Source organism: Micromonospora sp. NPDC048909 (assembly GCF_040649635.1).
Lineage (GTDB): Bacteria > Actinomycetota > Actinomycetes > Mycobacteriales > Micromonosporaceae > Micromonospora.
In genome coordinates, this window is record NZ_JBEZFU010000013.1 from 17,688 (window position 1) to 32,506 (window position 14,819).

Sequence of the window (14,819 nt, forward strand, 5' to 3'; positions counted from 1 at the left end):
TACGAGGTCCCGGCTGCGCTTATCGGAGCGGATCACTGTGCCGGGCGGGAACGGCGGGACTGATGGGTCCGCCTAATGCGCTCGTGCCGCCGGTTAGGCTGCTGACAGACGGACGGCAGCTCGACGGAAGGGGAGCGGACGTGCTCGTGGCCGGCTTTCCCGCCGACGCCTTCGGCACCAACTGCTACGTGGTCGCCACGGCGCCCGGCGAGCAGTGCCTGGTGGTCGACCCCGGGATCGGCGTACTCGACCGGCTCGACGCCCTGCTCGCCGAGCACCGCCTGCACCCGGCCGCCGTGCTGCTCACCCACGGCCACCTCGACCACACTTTCTCGGTGGCGCCGGTCTGCGGGGCGCGCGGTGTCACCGCGTACGTCCACCCCGGCGACCGGGAGATGCTGGCCGACCCGGCCAAGGGCCTGTCGGCGGAGCTCCGCTCGCTCCTCGGCGGGCGGCTGACCTACTCCGAGCCGGAGGACGTCGCCGAGCTGACCGACGGCGCCACCCTCGCGCTGGCCGGGTTGGAGATCACCGTCGACCACGCACCGGGCCATACCGGCGGGTCGGTGCTGTTCCGGATGCCCGGCGCCGGCTCGCGCTGGGAGGCGGACGAGATCTGCCTCTCCGGTGACGTGCTCTTCGCGGGCTCGATCGGCCGCACCGACCTGCCGGGCGGCAACATGCCGGCGATGCTCACCAGCCTGCGGGACAAGATCCTCCCGCTGGCCGACGACACCGTCGTACTGCCCGGCCACGGCCCCACGACCACCATCGGCCGCGAGCGCGCGACCAACCCGTACCTCATCGAGGTGGCGGAGTCCGGCGACGCGCGCCCGGCCGCACCCACCCGCGGCCTGTAGCCGGCCGCGCCGACTCTCTCCCCGCGCGGGCCGCGCGGGTCTGCGAACGGAGCATCATGAGCAAGCCCACGCCCATCTCCGGCTTCCCCGAGTGGTCACCGCCGCAGCGGATGATCGAGCAGTACGTGCTCGACCGGATCCGGAACACCTTCGAGCTGTACGGTTTCGCCCCGCTGGAGACCCGCGCTGTCGAGCCGCTCGACCAGTTGCTGCGCAAGGGGGAGACCTCCAAGGAGGTCTACCTGATCCGCCGGTTGCAGGCCGACGCCGACGGCGCGGCCGGCGACGACTCGCTCGGGCTGCACTTCGACCTGACCGTGCCGTTCGCCCGGTACGTGCTGGAGAACGCCGGCAAGCTGCAGTTCCCGTTCCGGCGCTACCAGATCCAGAAGGTGTGGCGCGGGGAGCGGCCGCAGGAGGGTCGCTACCGCGAGTTCCTCCAGGCCGACATCGACATCGTCGACCGGGACACCCTCGCTGCGCACCACGAGGCGGAGATGCCGCTGGTGATCGGCGACGCGCTGCGCTCGCTGCCGATCCCGCCGGTGCGCATCCAGGTCAACAACCGCAAGATCTGCGAGGGCTTCTACCGGGGCATCGGGCTCACCGACGCGGAGGCGGCGCTGCGCGCGGTCGACAAGCTGGACAAGATCGGTCCGGCGAAGGTGGCCGAGCTGCTGGCCCAGACGTCCGGGGCGAGTGAGGCGCAGGCGAAGGCGGTCCTGGCGCTGGCCGAGATCTCCGCGCCGGACGCGTCGTTCGCCGATGCGGTTCGCGCCCTCGGGGTCACCGATCCGCTGCTCGACGAGGGGATCGAGGAGCTGGTCCGGGTGATGGAGACCGCGGCCGCGCACTCACCCGGCCTCTGCGTCGCCGACCTGCGGATCGCCCGTGGCCTGGACTACTACACCGGCACGGTCTACGAGACCCAGCTGCGCGGCTACGAACGGTACGGCTCGATCTGCTCCGGCGGCCGGTACGACAACCTGGCCAGCTCGGGTTCGGTCCGGTTCCCCGGGGTGGGCATCTCGATCGGGGTCACCCGGCTGCTCGGCCTGCTCTTCGGCACCGGCGGCCTGTCGGTCTCCCGGGAGGTGCCGACCTGCGTCCTGGTCGCGGTGACCAGCGAGGAGCAGCGTCCGGTGAGCAACCGGGTGGCCGACGTGCTGCGCCGGCGCGGGGTGCCGACCGAGGTGTCGCCGAGCGCGGCGAAGTTCGGCAAGCAGATCCGCTACGCCGAGCGGCGGGGCATCCCGTACGTCTGGTTCCCCGGCGTGGACGGCGCCGCCGACGAGGTCAAGGACATCCGCTCCGGCGAGCAGGCGCCAACCACCGCCGACACCTGGACCGCGCCGCCGGCGGACCTGAAGCCGCTGGTGAGCTGACCCGACCCCACCGGGTTTGGGCCGGGGTGGGTCGGGGTCAGGCGTCCGGGGTGAGCGGGAGGATCAGGCAGGTGCTGGTGGCGTGGGCGACCAGGCGACCGCGCGCGGCGGTGAGGCGGGCCTCGGCCAGGGCGGTGCGGCGGCCGCGTTGCAGCACGGTGCCCTCGCAGCGCAGCGTGCCGGAGTCGACGGTGGCCGGGCGGAGGAACTTCACGTTCAGGTCCAGCGAGGTGTAGCCGACGCCGGCCGGCAGCGTGCTGTGCACGGCGCAGCCGGCGGCGGTGTCCAGCAGGGTGGAGAGGATTCCGCCGTGGACGGTGCCGAGCGGGTTGTAGTGGAACTCCTGCGGCACCATCTCCACCGTGACGCGCCCCTCGTCGGCCGTCATCCGGGACATGTCGAGCAGCTGCATCACCGGTGGCGGGGGCAGCTCGCCGGCGAGCATCGCCCGGAGCATCTCCAGGCCGCCGCCCCGGCCGAGCGCGGCAGCGTTCTCCGCGGGGTCGGACCAGGAGAAGGTGCGACTGCGCGTGGCGTCCTGCGTCTGCGTCATGGACTCAGGGTGTCAGTCGGTTGCTGAGTCTGTCAACGAGACCTAGCCTGGTCGCCATGAGGCCCCCTGCGCTGGACTGGTCGGTGGAGAACTGCACCATCGCCCGGGCGATGGAGATTCTCGGCGAGCGGTGGACCCTGGTGGTGCTCCGCGAGGTCTTCAACGGCATCCGTCGCTTCGACGACATGCGGGTCCGCACCGGCATTCCGCGCCAGGTGCTCACCAACCGGCTGGCCACCCTGGTCGAGCAGGGCGTGCTGCGCCGCGAGCCGTACCGGGAGCCGGGCAGCCGGGTGCGCCACGAGTACCGCTTGACCGACAAGGGGCTCGACCTCTGGCCGGTGCTGGTCGCCGTGCTCGGTTGGGGTGACCGCTACCTGGCCGATCCGGAGGGCTCGCCGCTGGCCGTCGAGCACCGCGACTGCGGCGCCGAGATCCGGGTGGCGATGCGCTGCGACAGCGGCCACCCGGTGGATTCACCGCGCGACGTGGTGCCGCGACCGGGCCCGGGCGCCCGTCGCCGGATCGGCTGACCGCGGTGACCGGCCGCACCGGCGGGCGGGCGGGGACGGTCGCCCACCCGCCGGTGGGTGGTCACCAGCGGAAGCCGGCGGCGTACGAGACGTTCGCCAGCACCTGCTGGCCGGAGGCGTTCGGGTGGAAGTAGTCCCAGCCGGAGAGCTGGCTCAGCGTGAACGGGTAGCCGAACACCGCGTTGTCGTCGAAGTCGCAGTTCGGGCCGTACGCCGCGCAGGCCTGCGCGAGCTGGGTGTTGTAGTCGACGACCCGCTGGCGTACGCGGTTGCGCCGGTCGGTGTCGGCCGGGGCGGTGGACGTCGGGTTGGCCAGCATCGACTGGCAGATGCCGAAGAGCGACCACGCGCTGCGGGCGCTGCCGCTGTCCTTGCCGACCGACCAGAGCCGGCGGATGTCGGGGATGCTGATCAGCTGCACCCGGGCGGTGGGCAGTCCGGTCTTGAGCCGGTTCAACGCGGCGTCGATGTTGGCCCGGTAGGTGCCTACCGGGGTCATGCTCGACTCCGAGCTGGTGCAGGCGTCGTTGGCGCCGATCAGCATCGTCACGTAGCCGACGCCCTGGCCGACCGCGGTGCCGGCCTGCCCGTACATGTCGGCGGACTTGGCCCCCGATCGGGCGTCGTTGTGGTTGCGCCCGCCGATGGCCGGGTTGACCGCGCGGATGCGCAGGTAGTGGCTGTTGACGGCGGAGTTGTCGCCGGTGCTGAAGGACCGGGACGTGCAGTCGACGTACCAGCCGCAGGCGTTGAAGCCGCGGGTGATCGAGTCGCCGAGGCTGGCCATCGCGCTCGGCGGTGGCCCGGGATCGGCGGCGGCAGGGGCGGCGGGGAGCAGGGCGAGCGCGGTGAGGGCGGCGAGCGGGACGAGCAGGCGTCGAATGAGGGACATGGTGGCCTCCGGGTCGCGGGTGCCGAGGTGCGGAGGTGCGGTGAGCAGATCGTATAGACAGCTATCTGTGTCCACAATGTTTCCGGTCGATGACCACCGTTGGCGGGGCGAAAAGGACAAAGTTGGGTCTTGCCGATGATCTTAAGCATGTGAATACTTCAGTGAGTCGCGGCCGATTCCCCCAGTTCGGCCGGATTGTCCTGTGCCCCCGCCAGCCCCTGGTGTGGGCCGTCGCTCCCTCCCTGGAGGTTTGTTACATGCGACCCACGAGGTCATCGATCCGCCACGCCGCCACCCTCACCGTGGCCGGAGCCCTGGTCGTCGGCTCGCTCATCGGCGCGCCCGCCCAGGCGGCCCCCGCCGCCTCGCCCGACACCGCCGCCGCCCTCGCCGCGCAGCTCGGCGACCGCTCCGCCGGCTCGTACATCGACGCCAACGGCAAGTCGGTCGTCACCGTGACCGACGCGGCGGCCGCCCGGCAGGCGAGCAAGGCCGGCGCCACCGTCAAGTACGTCACCCGCGGTGCCGCCGAGCTCAACCGGGCCACCGCGGACCTGGAGCGTTCGGCCAAGATCCCGGGCACCGCCTGGTGGAGCGACCCGGTCACCAACCAGGTCGTCGTCTCCGTGGACAGCACCGTCACCGGGGCGAAGCTGGAGCGGGTCAAGGCCGCCGCCGCGCGGGCCAACGGCGCCGTCCGGATCGAGGCCGAGGCCGGCGTGCTGAGCACCCGGATCTCCGGTGGCCAGGCCATCTACGCCGGTGGCGGCGGCCGCTGCTCGCTCGGCTTCAACGTGCGCAGCGGCAGCACCTACTACTTCCTGACCGCCGGGCACTGCACCAACATCTCGTCCAGCTGGTACTCGAACTCCGGCCAGACCGCGCTGATCGGCACCCGGACCGGCACCAGCTTCCCGGGCAACGACTACGGCATCGTCCGGCACAGCAACTCCGCCAACGCGGCCGGCAACGTCTACCTCTACAACGGCAGCTACCGGGACATCACCGGCGCCGGCAACGCCTCCGTCGGCCAGTCGGTGCAGCGCTCCGGCAGCACCACCGGCCTGCGCAGCGGTTCGGTGAACGCGACCAACGCCACGGTCAACTACGCCGAGGGTTCGGTCTCCGGCCTGATCCGGACCAACGTCTGCGCCGAGCCGGGCGACAGCGGCGGCTCGCTGTTCAGCGGCGGCACCGCCCTGGGCCTGACCTCCGGCGGCAGTGGCAACTGCCGCACCGGCGGCACGACCTACTTCCAGCCGGTCACCGAGGCGCTGAGCCGCTACGGCGTCAGCGTCTTCTGATCCGCACCAGCTGAGCGGGCCGCCGGATTCTCCGGCGGCCCGCGTCGTGCGTCCGGGCGGTCGGGTCGCCGCCTTGTCTGCGGGTTACCGCGCGGGCGGCCGACTCACGGAAGCGGGTCCGACTCACGGAAGCGGGTCCGGCCGCGGCGGAGCGGGCTCACGGGCCGGCCGACGGGAATCGTGCGGCACGACCCGGGTCACCCGCCGACCCGGGTGGGCGGGCGCGGCGGCGTCCGCGGTCGCGGCCGGCCCGGCGGCCGTGGCGGGCCCGGCGGCCGTGGCGGGCCCGGCGGGAGCGGTAAGACCGGCGGGAGCGATGGGAGCGGCGGCCGTGGCGTCATCGGCGGCCGCGGCGGCCCAGGCGAGCTGCGCCCGCCGCGCGGAGAGGACCGCCAGCAGCGGCCAGAGCGCGACGGCCACCGCCAGCACCCGCTCGGCCAGCCCGGTACGGGACCCGCCGGTCACCTCGAACGCGAACCAGCCGAAGAGGCCCAGCAGCAGCACGGTGACGCTGAGCCCCACCGCCCGCCGGAACGCCCACGGCGGCTCCGGCCGGGCCGGGTGCCCGGCGTCCGGGCCGGGCGGCAGCCGCAGCGCCGAACCGGCCGGCCAGAGCGCCATGGCGAGGACGGCCACGGTCGCCACGACGCCGTGGCCGAGGGAGCCGCCGACCGTCGGCCGGGGGAAGGCGATCAGCGCGATGGTGGCCACCCCGCCGACGGCGAGCAGGAAGCGGCTGGGCAATCCGGCCGCGTGCAGCACGGCGGCGATCGCCACGTAGCAGCCGCCGAACAGCACCAGACAGCCGATCATGATCCAGGCGTCGGTGGCGTCGTGCCCGGCCAGCTCGCTGATGGTGTCCCGGACCGGGTCGTAGCCGGTGGGCTGGCGGGCGCCCGCGACCGTCCAGCCGGTCACCAGCAGCACGGGTGCCGCCGCCGCCGTGGCGACGGCCCAGTTGGGTACGACGCGCATTCGGCCACGTTAACCGGCGCCGCGTCGCGCCGAGCCGGGTTCGCGCCGACCGCCCGGCGACGAATTGCCCTGGCGTGCCGGGTGCCCCGGAACGAGGACTGCCGCCCCTGACAGAATGCCGGTGAGGACTGTTCCACGATGAGGAGTTGCCAGCCGTGATCCGTACCCACAATGCCGGAAGCCTGCGCGCCGCGGACGCCGGCTCGACGGTGACGCTCGCCGGCTGGGTGGCCCGCCGCCGCGACCACGGCGGTGTCATCTTCGTCGACCTGCGCGACGGCTCCGGCGTGGTCCAGGTGGTCTTCCGCGAGGAGGACGCGCACGCGCTGCGCAACGAGTTCTGTGTAAAGGTCACCGGTGAGGTGACCCGCCGCCCGGAGGGCAACGAGAACCCGGAGCTGCCCACCGGCGAGGTCGAGGTGACTGTCGAGGAGCTGGAGGTGCTCTCCGAGGCGGCGCCCCTGCCGCTGCCGGTCGACGACCAGATCGAGGCCGGCGACGACATCCGGCTCCGTTACCGCTACCTCGACCTGCGGCGCAGCGGGCCGGCGAACGCGATGCGGCTGCGCTCGCGGGCCAACCAGCTGGCTCGCGGCGTGCTGCACGAGCGGGACTTCCTGGAGATCGAGACCCCGACGCTGACCCGGTCCACCCCGGAGGGCGCCCGCGACTTCCTGGTGCCGGTCCGGCTCCAGCCCGGCAGCTGGTACGCCCTGCCGCAGTCCCCGCAGCTGTTCAAGCAACTGCTGATGGTCGGCGGGATGGAGCGCTACTACCAGATCGCCCGCTGCTACCGCGACGAGGACTTCCGCGCCGACCGGCAGCCGGAGTTCACCCAGCTCGACATCGAGATGTCCTTCGTCACCGAGGACGACGTGATCGACCTCGGCGAGGCGATCGTCTCGGCGCTCTGGAAGGACCTGGCCGGGCACGAGATCTCCCGGCCGATCCCGCGGATCACCTGGCACGACGCGATGGCCCGGTACGGCTCCGACAAGCCGGACCTGCGCTACGGCGTCGAGCTGACCGAGCTGACCGACTACCTGCGCGGCACCGAGTTCCGGGTCTTCGCCGGCGCGATCGACGCCGGCGGCTACGTCGGCGCGGTGGTGATGCCCGGCGGCGCGTCGCAGACCCGCAAGGAGCTGGACGGCTGGCAGGACTGGGCGAAGGCGCGCGGCGCGCGCGGTCTGGCGTACGTGGTGCTCGACGCGGAGACCGGCGAGGCGCGCGGGCCGGTGGCGAAGAACCTCTCCGAGGCGCACCTGGCCGGGCTGGCCGACGCGGTCGGCGCCAAGCCCGGCGACGCGATCTTCTTCGCCGCGGGCGCGAACACCCGCGAGGCGCAGGAGCTGCTCGGCGCGGCTCGGATCGAGATCGCCAAGCGGGCCGGGCTGGTCGACGAGAGCGCCTGGGCGTTCTGCTGGGTGGTCGACGCGCCGATGTTCGAGAAGACGGACGAGGGTGGCTGGACCGCGGTGCACCATCCGTTCACCTCCCCGAACGCCGAGTGGGTGGACCGTTTCGAGGAAGCGCCGGACCGGGCCCTCGCCTACGCGTACGACATCGTCTGCAACGGCAACGAGATCGGCGGCGGCTCGATCCGTATCCACCGTGGTGACGTGCAGAAGCGGGTCTTCGACCTGCTCGGCATCACTCCCGAGGAGGCCCAGGACAAGTTCGGCTTCCTGCTCGAGGCGTTCAAGTACGGCGCGCCGCCGCACGGCGGCATCGCCTTCGGCTGGGACCGGGTCTGCATGCTGCTCGCCGGTGCGGACTCGATCCGCGAGGTGATCGCCTTCCCGAAGACCCGGGGCGGCTTCGACCCGCTGACCGGCGCGCCGACGCCGATCACCGGCCAGCAGCGCACCGAGGCCGGCATCGACGCCAAGCCGAAGCCCCCCGCCACCCCGCACACCGGCACCGCCGGCCCCGCCGCCCCCGTAGCCGACCCCACCTGACCCACCCGGGGGCCTTGCCCTGTTGATCAAGAGGTCCGCGTCATGATTCGCTGTCGACATGACGCGGACCTCTTGATCCTTTGTGGAAGAGCGGGGGCGGGGTGGGATGAGGCTGCTCGTGGTGGGGGCCAGCGGGTTCCTGGGCGGTGAGGTGTGCCGGCAGGCGGTGGCCGCCGGGTGGCCGGTGGTGGGGACGTACCACTCGGGCGCGGTCGGGCTGCCGGGAGTGCAGGCGCGGCGGCTCGACGTGACCGACCGCGCCGCGGTGCGCGCGCTGGTCGCCGAGGTGCGGCCGGACGCCGTCGTCGGCACCCCCTACCGGTACGGCGACTGGACGGTGACCGCCGACGGGGCGGCGCACGTCGCGTTCGCCGCCGCCGAGGTGGGGGCGCGGTTGGTGCACCTCTCCAGCGATGCGCTGCACGCCGGCCGTCCCGAGCCGTACGCCGACGACGAGCCGCCCAGCCCGGTCTACCCGTACGGCGCGGCGAAGGCGGCGGCCGAGACCGCGGTGCGGGCGATCGACCCCGGCGCGGCGCTGGTGCGCACGTCGCTGATCTTCGGGAGGGGAGCAAGCAGATCGAGCTCTGCCGGGACGCGCTCGCCGGCCGGGCGGCCCTCTTCACCAACGCGATCCGCTGCCCGGTCGACGTCACCGACCTGGCCGCCGCCGTGCTGGAGCTGGTCGAGGGCGATCACACCGGCCCGCTCAACGTGGCCGGCCCGGACGCGGTCAGCCGCGCCGAACTCGGCCGGCTGGTGGCCCGCCGCGAGGGCCTCGATCCGGCCGGCCTGAAGACCACCACCAGCGCGGAGGCCGGGGCGACCGGCCCCGTCGAGGTGCGCCTCGACTGCTCCCGCGCCGCCGGGCTGCTGCGGACCCGGCTGCGCGGGGTCCGCGAACTCCTCGCCGGCTGAGCGTCCCCCGGAAGCATCTCCGACGATCTCGCACACTTCCTGTGCACAACTATTGTGCACAGGAAGTGTGCACAGCTATTGTGCATGCATGGACGACGAACATCCGGGCGGGCCACCCGCCCCCCGCAGCGTCCAGCTGGACGCCCGGCAGGTCCGCACGCTGGCCCACCCGCTGCGGATGCGGCTGCTCGGCACGCTGCGCCTCGACGGGCCGGCGACGGCCACCGCGCTGGCCGAGAAGCTGCACACCAACACCGGGGCGACCAGCTACCACCTGCGGCAGCTCGCCGAGGTGGGGCTGGTGACCGAGGATCTCGACCGCGGCGCCGGCCGCCAGCGGTGGTGGCAGGCGGCGCACGACATCAGCAACTTCGAGCCGACGGACTTCGACGACGACCCGGACGCCCGAGCGGCGGTGCAGTGGATCCAGGCCGACCAGGTGCGGCTCCTCGCCGAGCAGGCCGAACGGTGGATGGCCGTCGCGCCCGGCTGGTCCCGCGAGTGGCGCGACGCGGCCGGCATGGGTGACATGGTGCTCGAGCTCGGGCCGGCCCGGCTCCGCGCGCTGAACGACGAGCTGTGGCAGCTGCTGATGCGCTACCGCGACGAGGCCACGCCCGACGAACGGGACAGCCAATCCGTGCACGTCTTCCTGGCCGCCTTCCCCCGGGTGGAGGAGGAACGATGAGCGCGCTCTCCGTACGCCAGGTCCGCCGCCGTTTCCTGGTGCTGCACGGTCTGCGCTGGGTGCCCTCCGGCCTGATCATCCCGGTGATGATCCTGCTGATGCAGCAACGTGGCCTGTCGCTGTCCCAGATCGGGCTGGTCACGGTCGCCCAAGGCCTGGTCGTGCTGGCGCTGGAGCTGCCCACCGGCGGGCTCGCCGACGCCCTCGGCCGACGGCCGGTGCTCCTGGTGGCCTGGACCCTCGGCCTGATCTCTCTGCTGATCTTCGCGGTGGCCGACTCGTTCGCGCTCTTCGCCCTGGTCTGGGCGTTGCAAGGCGTCTTCCGGGCGCTGGACAGCGGCCCTCTGGAGTCCTGGTACGTCGACGCCACCCTGGCCGCCGACCCCGAGGCGAAGTACGAGCCGGGTCTCGGCTACGCGGGCACGGTGATCGGCGTGGCCATCGCCGCCGGCGCGCTGCTCAGCGGCGGCCTGGTCGCGCTCGGCCCGATCGGGCCGGTCAGCGCGCTCACCGTCCCGGTGCTGGTCGCCGCCGCGTTCCAGCTGGTGGCCCTGGCCGCCCTGCTGGTGCTGCTGCGGGAGGTCCGCCCGGCCCGGGGCGCCGGGGCGCTGCGGGCGTCGCTCGCCGAGGCGCCACGGATGATCGGTCAGGCCGTCGGGCTGCTGCGCCGCTCCCGGGTGCTCCTGGCGCTGGTCTGCGTCGAGCTGTTCTGGGGCTTCGGGATGGTCACCTTCGAGTCGCTGCTGCCGGTGCGGCTCTCCGAGGTGGTCGGAGATCCGGACCGGGCGGCGGCGCTGCTCGGGCCGGCGAACTCGGCGGCCTGGCTGGCCGGGGCGGCCGGTGCCGCGCTCACCCCGCTGCTGCTGCGCTGGCTCGGGGCCGCCCCGAGCGCCGCGCTGATGCTCGTTCTCCAGGGCGGCACGGTGGTCGGGATGGGGCTGCTCGCCGGCCCGGTCGGTGTGCTGCTCGCCTACCTCGCCTGCTACACCGTGCACGGGGCGGCCAACCCGCTGCACCAGGGCCTGCTGCACCGCCAGGTCGACGGCCCCTACCGGACCAGCGTCATCTCGCTCAACTCGATGATGGGCCAGCCCGGCTTCGCGATCGGCGCGGTGGTGCTCACTGCGCTCGCCGACACGGTCAGCGTCACCGCCGCGATGCTGGTCGGCGCCGTGGTACTGGCCCTCGCCGCGCCGCTCTACCTACCCGCCTGGCGGGCCGGCCGTGGCCCAGGGCCGGTTTCGCCCCGCCCGACATCGCCGGCCCCGGTCTCGGCCGGCGTCGCCGAGCCGGCGGGTGCGTCGGGCGCCGCGACCGCCGACGCACCCGCCGCCACGAGGGGCGGCTGATTCGCCGCTCACCGCGTTGGCCCGGGTAGGGAGCGCAGGGCGGTGCGCGAAGGATGGTCAGCGAAGGGTCGGTCAGCGACTCGGCCGAGGGGCGGACGTCGCCCGGCTGCCGTCGACAGGGCCGGGCACGGCCGTCAACCGAGCCGGACCGAGCTGAGGCCCAGGGTGTGGGTGAAGCCGAGCCGCCGGTAGAGGCGGATCGCACCGACGTTCACCGGGTAGACGCCCAGCGCCGCGTGGTCGTACCGGGTCAGCAGGGCCCGCGTCATCGCGGCGGTGAGCGCCGCGCCCAGCCCCTGCCCGCGCACGGCCGGAGCGACGGTGAGCCCGGCCAGGAAGCCGACGTCGCCCCGGCTGCGGTCCGCCCCGCAGGCGACCAGCCGGTCGCCGTCGCGGACGCCGTACCAGTCGACCACCCGCGGGTCGCCCGGCCGCGAGGTGCTGGTCGGGAAGGCCTCGTCGACCAGCGCGGCGAGCGCCGGGTGGTCGGCCTCGGTGAGCCGGACCACCCGCTCCTCACCCGGCTGTGCGGGCGGCGCTGCGCTGGTCCAGAGGAAGTCCCAGTCGTCGTGTCGGCCCACGGTCAGCCGGCCCGCCAGGTCGTCCGGGCCGAGCCGCGGCAGGTGCACCCCCTGGCCGGGGCGGAGCGTCCCCTCGGCGGTCAGCGCCCCGCAGATCTCCGCCGCGGGGACGGCGGCGCCGAACCCGCAGGCGGCGACACCCTGCCCCGCCGGCAGCAACCACACCACCGCGCCGTCGCGCCGGTAGCCACGCGGCTCGACATCCCGCCCGAGTTGGTGCCGGACGAACGGGTGGTGGCCGGCGGCCGCCAGGACGGCGGCCCGACCGTGCAGGGCCTGGTCCAAGACGATCATGTGATCAGCCTAGAATCCCCGCCCTGGCGCCTTCCCCGGGGCACCCGCCCGGAGCGGCCGGTCCACGGTGGAGATTGGCGAGCGGACCGATTGGGTACATCTCGCGCCGACCTACTGGGAACCCCCACCGGAGGAACGCCATGCTCGCCATTCTCGCGGCGATCGTATTCGGCTTCGCCCTGCTGCTCGACCTGATGGACACCAACTTCGGCGCGCCGGACCTGTTCAACTGGAACACTCTCGTACTCATCGGCCTGCTGCTGCTCTCGCTCTACCTGGCCGGTGTCGGCCGTGGCCCGGGTGGCGGCGGCGGCCGCTGGTACCGGGGTCGGCGTCCGGGTCGAGGCTGACCGGAACCGATCACCGAGGTCGGGCCGCGGCGCGATTCCGGCGTTGCGGACCCGGCCCGGTACTGTTCCCGTGATGGAGTCCGACGCCCTCTTCTCCCTCGGTGAACCCGCCGGAGCGCCCAGCGCCCCCGCGGGTTCCGCTGGCGTCGACGGGTTCAGCACGGCCGGGCCGGATTCGCCCCTGCCGGTACGGATGCGCCCGGCGAGCCTGGACGAGCTGATCGGGCAGGACCACCTGCTCGCCCCCGGGGCCCCGCTGCGCCAGCTGGTCAGCGGCGGCGCGCCGATGTCGGTGATCCTCTGGGGCCCGCCGGGTAGCGGCAAGACCACCATCGCGCACCTGGTCGCCGGGGCCACCGACCGCCGGTTCGTCGCCATGTCGGCGCTCTCCGCCGGGGTCAAGGACGTCCGGGCGGTGATCGAGACGGCCCGTCGGCAGCGCCGCAGCGGCGGCCCGCAGACCGTGCTCTTCATCGACGAGGTGCACCGGTTCAGCAAGACCCAGCAGGACTCGCTGCTCGCCGCGGTCGAGGACCGTACGGTCACGCTGCTCGCGGCCACCACCGAGAACCCGTACTTCTCGGTGATCTCGCCGCTGCTCTCCCGGTGCGTGCTGCTCACCCTCCAGCCGCTCGACGACGAGGCGGTGCGTGGCCTGCTGCGCCGGGCGGTCGCCGACGAGCGGGGTCTCGGCGGCACGCTGACCCTGGAGCCGGCGGCCGAGGACCACCTCGTCCGGCTCGCCGCCGGCGACGTACGCAAGGCCCTGACCGCCCTGGAGGCCGCTGCCTCCTCCGCCGCCGCGCTCGGCGCCGGCGTGATCGACCTGAGCACCGCCGAGCAGGCGGTGGACGTGGCCGCCGTCCGCTACGACCGGGACGGCGACGCGCACTACGACGTGATCAGCGCCTTCATCAAGAGCATGCGCGGCTCGGACGTGGACGCGGCGCTGCACTGGTTGGCCCGGATGCTGGTCGCCGGGGAGGACGCCCGGTTCATCGCCCGGCGGTTGGTGATCTTCGCGAGCGAGGACGTCGGGATGGCCGACCCGAGCGCGTTGAGCGTGGCCACCGCCGCCGCGCACGCGGTGGAGTACGTCGGGCTTCCGGAGGTCCAGCTCAACCTCGCCCAGGCGGTGATCCACCTGGCCACCGCGCCGAAGTCCAACTCGGCCACCACCGCGATCGGCGCGGCCATCGCCGACGTGCGGGCCGGGCGGGGCGGTCCGGTGCCCCGCGGGCTGCGCGACGCGCACTACGCCGGCGCCCGCGGGCTCGGCCACGGAGCCGGTTACCGCTATCCGCACGACGACCAGCGCGGCGTGCTCACACAGCAGTACGTGCCGGACGACCTGGTCGGCACCGACTACTACCGGCCCAGCCAGCACGGCTCGGAGCGGTCGGTGGCCACCCGGCTGCCGCTGCTGCGCCGGATCGTCCGCGGGCTGCCCGCCCCGGTGAGCCGGTCGGACGCTGCGGCGACGCGACCCGTGGTGCCGGCGGCCGGGCCCGAGGCGCCGGCTTCGGTCCCGGCGGGCAACGGCGGTCGACCGACGGGCCCGGATGGCGCCGACGTGGCGGAGCAGGGCGGCACCGACGCCGCCGGAGAGGGTCAGCAGTGAGATCCCGTGGGGAGCGACCGGAGGACGGCCCGGACGAGCGGCGCGATCCCCGTGCCAAGGGCCGCCGCTGGGGGCGGGGCCGAGCCGAGGCCGAACCGGAGGAGCCGGTCAGCGGCGAGGAGTTCGGCTGGATCGACGACCTGCGCTCGGCCAAGCAGCAACAGGTCGAGCTGGGCCCGGGTGCGCCGGAGGCCGGCGCACCGAGCGCCCGTGGCGGCGTTCCGGCACCACCCGGCCCGGACGGGCCACCGCCCGGCGCCCCCCCGGTTCGCCGGGGCGGAACGGAGAGTGGCGCCGCCCGGCCGCGTCCGGTCGACGGGCCGTGGCCCGGCGCGCCGGAGCCGCCCGGCCCGGCCCGCCCGGACCAGCGGCCACCGGCGCCGCCCGGCGCCGCGCCGACGCCCGGCCCGGCCACCCCACACCAGCCCGTCCGTCGAGGTGCGGCGTCGGTACCGGCTCCCGGAACGCATCCGACCCCGGGCGGCCCGCCGGGGCCCCGGCCGGCCGCTGGTGCCCCGATGGGCCCGCAGCCCCGGCCGAACCCCGAGGCTCCCG

Annotated in this window: 13 protein-coding genes and 1 pseudogene; 10 read left to right on the forward strand and 4 right to left on the reverse strand. The window is 74.0% G+C overall.

The window, feature by feature from the left end:
- Positions 1 to 140: 140 nt before the first annotated feature.
- Together AB0C04_RS27305 and hisS are read left to right on the forward strand one after the other, a co-directional pair.
- Positions 141 to 860, forward strand: coding sequence for an MBL fold metallo-hydrolase (locus AB0C04_RS27305; RefSeq protein WP_357059821.1), 720 nt, complete (start codon positions 141 to 143; stop codon positions 858 to 860).
- Between the two features lie 56 nt (positions 861 to 916).
- A complete protein-coding gene (hisS, locus tag AB0C04_RS27310; RefSeq protein WP_357059823.1) occupies positions 917 to 2,245 on the forward strand; it encodes a histidine--tRNA ligase in 1,329 nt (442 codons plus the stop codon).
- A 37-nt stretch (positions 2,246 to 2,282) separates the two neighbouring features.
- On the opposite strand, the gene AB0C04_RS27315 is transcribed toward hisS, so the two are convergent.
- On the reverse strand, positions 2,283 to 2,798 hold the full coding sequence (locus tag AB0C04_RS27315; protein ID WP_357059825.1) for a PaaI family thioesterase: 516 nt from the start codon (positions 2,796 to 2,798) through the stop codon (positions 2,283 to 2,285).
- Between the two features lie 56 nt (positions 2,799 to 2,854).
- Here AB0C04_RS27315 and AB0C04_RS27320 point away from each other — a divergent pair, with 56 nt between their 5' ends.
- The gene (locus AB0C04_RS27320) at positions 2,855 to 3,331 is read left to right on the forward strand and encodes a helix-turn-helix domain-containing protein (RefSeq protein ID WP_357059827.1); all 477 of its coding nucleotides are present in this window, start codon (positions 2,855 to 2,857) and stop codon (positions 3,329 to 3,331) included.
- Positions 3,332 to 3,392: 61 nt separating this feature from the next.
- Here AB0C04_RS27320 and AB0C04_RS27325 read toward each other — a convergent pair whose 3' ends face one another.
- Entirely contained in the window at positions 3,393 to 4,223 is an 831-nt protein-coding gene (locus AB0C04_RS27325) for a GDSL-type esterase/lipase family protein (protein WP_357059830.1), read from the reverse strand.
- Between the two features lie 257 nt (positions 4,224 to 4,480).
- On the opposite strand from AB0C04_RS27325, the gene AB0C04_RS27330 reads away from it, so the two are divergent.
- The gene (locus AB0C04_RS27330) at positions 4,481 to 5,527 is read left to right on the forward strand and encodes a S1 family peptidase (protein ID WP_357059832.1); all 1,047 of its coding nucleotides are present in this window, start codon (positions 4,481 to 4,483) and stop codon (positions 5,525 to 5,527) included.
- Positions 5,528 to 5,650: 123 nt separating this feature from the next.
- Here AB0C04_RS27330 and AB0C04_RS27335 read toward each other — a convergent pair whose 3' ends face one another.
- The gene (locus AB0C04_RS27335; protein WP_357059835.1) at positions 5,651 to 6,502 is read right to left on the reverse strand and encodes a DUF998 domain-containing protein; all 852 of its coding nucleotides are present in this window, start codon (positions 6,500 to 6,502) and stop codon (positions 5,651 to 5,653) included.
- 155 nt (positions 6,503 to 6,657) lie between these two features.
- Between AB0C04_RS27335 and aspS the strand changes: the two genes are divergently transcribed.
- The 4 genes and pseudogenes from aspS to AB0C04_RS27355 all read left to right on the forward strand — a co-directional run bounded on the left by aspS (position 6,658) and on the right by AB0C04_RS27355 (position 11,418).
- The gene (gene aspS, locus AB0C04_RS27340; RefSeq protein WP_357059839.1) at positions 6,658 to 8,463 is read left to right on the forward strand and encodes an aspartate--tRNA ligase; all 1,806 of its coding nucleotides are present in this window, start codon (positions 6,658 to 6,660) and stop codon (positions 8,461 to 8,463) included.
- Positions 8,464 to 8,569: 106 nt separating this feature from the next.
- Positions 8,570 to 9,381 (forward strand): annotated as a pseudogene (locus AB0C04_RS27345) (sugar nucleotide-binding protein).
- A gap of 88 nt (positions 9,382 to 9,469) precedes the next feature.
- Positions 9,470 to 10,069, forward strand: a complete 600-nt coding sequence (locus AB0C04_RS27350; protein WP_357059842.1) for a helix-turn-helix domain-containing protein — start codon at positions 9,470 to 9,472, stop codon at positions 10,067 to 10,069.
- On the forward strand, positions 10,066 to 11,418 hold the full coding sequence (locus tag AB0C04_RS27355; protein ID WP_357059844.1) for an MFS transporter: 1,353 nt from the start codon (positions 10,066 to 10,068) through the stop codon (positions 11,416 to 11,418). Before AB0C04_RS27350 ends, AB0C04_RS27355 begins: the two co-directional genes overlap by 4 nt.
- A gap of 134 nt (positions 11,419 to 11,552) precedes the next feature.
- Here AB0C04_RS27355 and AB0C04_RS27360 read toward each other — a convergent pair whose 3' ends face one another.
- Positions 11,553 to 12,293 (reverse strand): GNAT family N-acetyltransferase, encoded by a 741-nt coding sequence (locus AB0C04_RS27360; protein WP_357059847.1) that lies wholly within the window; start codon positions 12,291 to 12,293, stop codon positions 11,553 to 11,555.
- A 140-nt stretch (positions 12,294 to 12,433) separates the two neighbouring features.
- Here AB0C04_RS27360 and AB0C04_RS27365 point away from each other — a divergent pair, with 140 nt between their 5' ends.
- Together AB0C04_RS27365 and AB0C04_RS27370 are read left to right on the forward strand one after the other, a co-directional pair.
- Positions 12,434 to 12,643, forward strand: a complete 210-nt coding sequence (locus AB0C04_RS27365; protein ID WP_155332763.1) for a hypothetical protein — start codon at positions 12,434 to 12,436, stop codon at positions 12,641 to 12,643.
- Positions 12,644 to 12,716: 73 nt separating this feature from the next.
- On the forward strand, positions 12,717 to 14,264 hold the full coding sequence (locus tag AB0C04_RS27370; RefSeq protein ID WP_357059850.1) for a replication-associated recombination protein A: 1,548 nt from the start codon (positions 12,717 to 12,719) through the stop codon (positions 14,262 to 14,264).
- The last annotated feature ends 555 nt before the right edge of the window (positions 14,265 to 14,819 follow it).